Source organism: Roseibium sp. (assembly GCF_048260565.1).
Taxonomy (GTDB): domain Bacteria; phylum Pseudomonadota; class Alphaproteobacteria; order Rhizobiales; family Stappiaceae; genus Roseibium.
Window position 1 is genome coordinate 1 of sequence record NZ_JBLXGP010000023.1, and the last position, 2,842, is coordinate 2,842.

At 59.4% G+C, this 2,842-nt stretch carries 4 protein-coding genes and 2 pseudogenes; all 6 read right to left on the reverse strand.

Annotated elements, in window-relative coordinates; all coding sequences use genetic code 11:
• Positions 1–1,288: pseudogene (gene secY, locus ACN0SO_RS26530) on the reverse strand (preprotein translocase subunit SecY); the annotation flags it as partial.
• A gap of 49 nt (positions 1,289–1,337) precedes the next feature.
• Entirely contained in the window at positions 1,338–1,490 is a 153-nt protein-coding gene (locus ACN0SO_RS26535; RefSeq protein ID WP_417682838.1) for an uL15 family ribosomal protein, read from the reverse strand.
• 25 nt (positions 1,491–1,515) lie between these two features.
• On the reverse strand, positions 1,516–1,800 hold the full coding sequence (gene rplO, locus ACN0SO_RS26540; protein ID WP_417682808.1) for a 50S ribosomal protein L15: 285 nt from the start codon (positions 1,798–1,800) through the stop codon (positions 1,516–1,518).
• Positions 1,801–1,823: 23 nt separating this feature from the next.
• Positions 1,824–1,997: a 50S ribosomal protein L30 gene (gene rpmD, locus ACN0SO_RS26545; RefSeq protein WP_417682840.1), complete on the reverse strand. Its 174-nt coding sequence runs from the start codon at positions 1,995–1,997 to the stop codon at positions 1,824–1,826.
• A 24-nt stretch (positions 1,998–2,021) separates the two neighbouring features.
• Positions 2,022–2,623, reverse strand: a pseudogene (gene rpsE / locus ACN0SO_RS26550) (30S ribosomal protein S5).
• Between the two features lie 41 nt (positions 2,624–2,664).
• Positions 2,665–2,842: 50S ribosomal protein L18 (locus ACN0SO_RS26555; protein ID WP_417682841.1), on the reverse strand; the 178-nt coding region annotated here is incomplete at its 5' end.

A 2,842-nucleotide genomic window follows, 5' to 3' on the forward strand; every position in this document is an offset into this window, starting at 1 on the left:
CTTTGCCTTCTTCACCAGACCCTCATACTGGTGAGCGAGCAGATGGCCCTGGATCTGGGAAACCGTGTCCATGGTCACACTGACAACAATCAACAGCGAGGTCCCACCGAAATAGAACGGAACGCCCGTCGCCGAAATGAGGAATTCGGGTAATAGACATACGAGTGTGATGTAGATCGCACCGACCACCGTGACACGCGTCAGAACGTAATCGATGTATTGCGCGGTCCGCTCGCCCGGGCGAATGCCCGGAATGAATCCGCCGTGCTTCTTCAGATTATCCGCAGTTTCGACGGATTGAACACGATTGCCGTGTAGAAGAAACAGAAGAACACGATCATCGCTGCATAAGATCATAACAGCGGCTGGCCGGCCCAGAAGCGCTGTGATCGTCGTCACCCACTCATTGGTGCCCGCTTCGGAGGAAAACCGGCGATCGCTGCCGGAACCAGCAGAAGCGACGACGCAAAGATCGGTGATCACACCGGCGGTGTTCAGCAGGCGGCAGGAACGAGGTGTTACCTGGAACGTAGGTTGCCCATCTGCCGCTTCGATACTGAATCAGCAGACGACGCTGCGCCCGCTCCATGAACACGATGACGCCGATGACCCGACGGCCCACGATCCAAGGAGGATGATCCGGGCAGCAAGCGCACCCTGACGGCCGAGCTCTAGGGTCGACACGATCGCGGTAGGAAGACCTGCGACGATGCCGGCAAAGATGATCAGCGAAATATTGCTGCTAATACCCGTGACGTGATCTGTTCACCGAGCCACATCAGGAACATGGTGCCGACGAGCGTCAGGACAGTGGATGCCCGGAACCAGCCCGGATCGGAAACGACGTTTGTCGCCCCTTCAAGTCCAACGGGATGCCGTAGGCCTGAAGCGCAGCAAGCACGACGGTACCATAACGGGTGTACTGGTTGATGACTTTCCGGCCCTGCTCGCCTTCCTTCTTCATCTGCTCCAGCGACGGTACGACCGTCGTCATGAGCTGCATGATGATCGAGGCGGAGATATACGGCATGATGCCGAGCGCGAAGATGGCCATGCGCTCGACGGCGCCGCCGGCGAACATGTTGAACATGCCAACAATGCCGGACTGAGCCTGGTTGAAGGCCTGGGCAAACGCATCCGGGTTGATACCCGGCAGCGGAATGTAAGTCCCCAGACGATAAACCAAAAGCGCCCCCAGTGTGAACCAGATGCGCTTTTTGAGTTCTTCAGCTTTGGCGAAAGCTGAGAAATTGAGATTTGACGCCAGTTGTTCGGCGGCGGATGCCATGCCCTACTCCGGTCAGTTCATTACCGAAAAATGGGAAAAGCCCAGGCTGTTAAGCCTGAGCTCCCAGAACGACGACCTTGCCGCCAGCCTTTTCAACCGCATCAACGGCAGCCTTGGAGGCGCCTGCGATTTCAAAGGTGACTGCGGTCTTCAGTTCGCCATCGCTAAGCAGGCGAACGCCATCCTTGACGCGCTTGACGATACCAGCAGCCTTGAGCGCCCGACAGTCACTGCTGCCTTTGCGTCCAGCTTGCCGGCGTCAGTGCTTCCTGAACACGGCCGAGGGAAACAACATTGTATTCCTTCGCGAAGATGTTCGTGAAGCCGCGCTTCGGCGGACGACGATGCAACGGCATCTGACCGCCTTCAAAGCCCTTGATGGCAACGCCGGAACGGGACTCTGACCCTTCACGCCGCGACCACCGGTCTTGCCCTTGCGAACCGATACCGCGGCCAACGCGCGTACGGTCCTTTACGGCACCTTCGTTGTCACGAAGTTCATTGAGCTTCATGGTACTACTCCTGATCCCGTTCTTTAGGCGTCTTCGACAACGCGGACGAGATGCTGGATCTTGTTGATCATGCCGCGCACTTCAGGAGTGTCCTTCAGCGTCGAGCGACGGTGCATCTTGTTCAGGCCGAGACCGATAAGCGTCGCGCGCTGGTCCTGCGGACGGCGCAGCGGGCTACCGATCTGTTCGACCGTGATGGTCTTTCGGTGTTCGCCATGGAACTAACCCTCATTCAACTGGGCACGGTAGCCGCTGAGATCAAGCCTCGGCGGCAGCCGAGCCGCATCTTCGTTGTTGTCACGACAGCGCGACTGCAGCACAGAGACCTGAGGCCACGGCGTGCCGCGACCGAACGCGGGCTGTCTTCCTTGGTCAGTGCATCAAACGTCGCACGAACCATGTTGTACGGGTTCGAGGAGCCGAGCGACTTCGCGACAACGTCCTGGACGCCAAGCGTCTCGAACACTGCACGCATCGGACCACCAGCGATGATACCCGTACCAGCCGGAGCTGCACGCAGGATCACCTTGCCGGCACCGTGACGGCCTTCGACGTCGTGGTGCAGGGTACGGCCTTCGCGCAGCGGCACGCGGATCATGGTGCGCTTTGCAGCTTCCGTAGCCTTGCGGATCGCTTCCGGCACTTCACGTGCCTTGCCGTGTCCGAAGCCTACGCGGCCCTTCTGGTCACCAACCACGACAAGTGCAGCGAAGCCGAAGCGACGGCCACCCTTGACCACCTTGGCGACGCGGTTGATGTGTACGAGCTTGTCGACGAATTCGCTGTCGCGCTCTTCGCGCTCGCGATTATCCTGTCTCGCCATTTTATACGTCTTCCGTTCTTAAGAGCGCCAACGGGCGCTGGTCAGAATTCAAGTCCACCGTCGCGGGCTGCATCAGCAAGCGCCTTAACGCGCCCATGATACATGTACCCACCACGGTCGAACACGACCTGCTTGACGCCGGCGGCAAGAGCGCGCTCGGCGACAAGCTTGCCAACAGCCGCTGCAGCAGCGGTGTCGGCGCCCGTCTTCAGGCCACCC

Coding starts and splice junctions, on each gene's coding strand:
- rplO (WP_417682808.1), bottom strand. CDS start 1,800: ATGAAGCTCAATGAACTTCGTGACAACGAAGGTGCCGTAAAGGACCGT.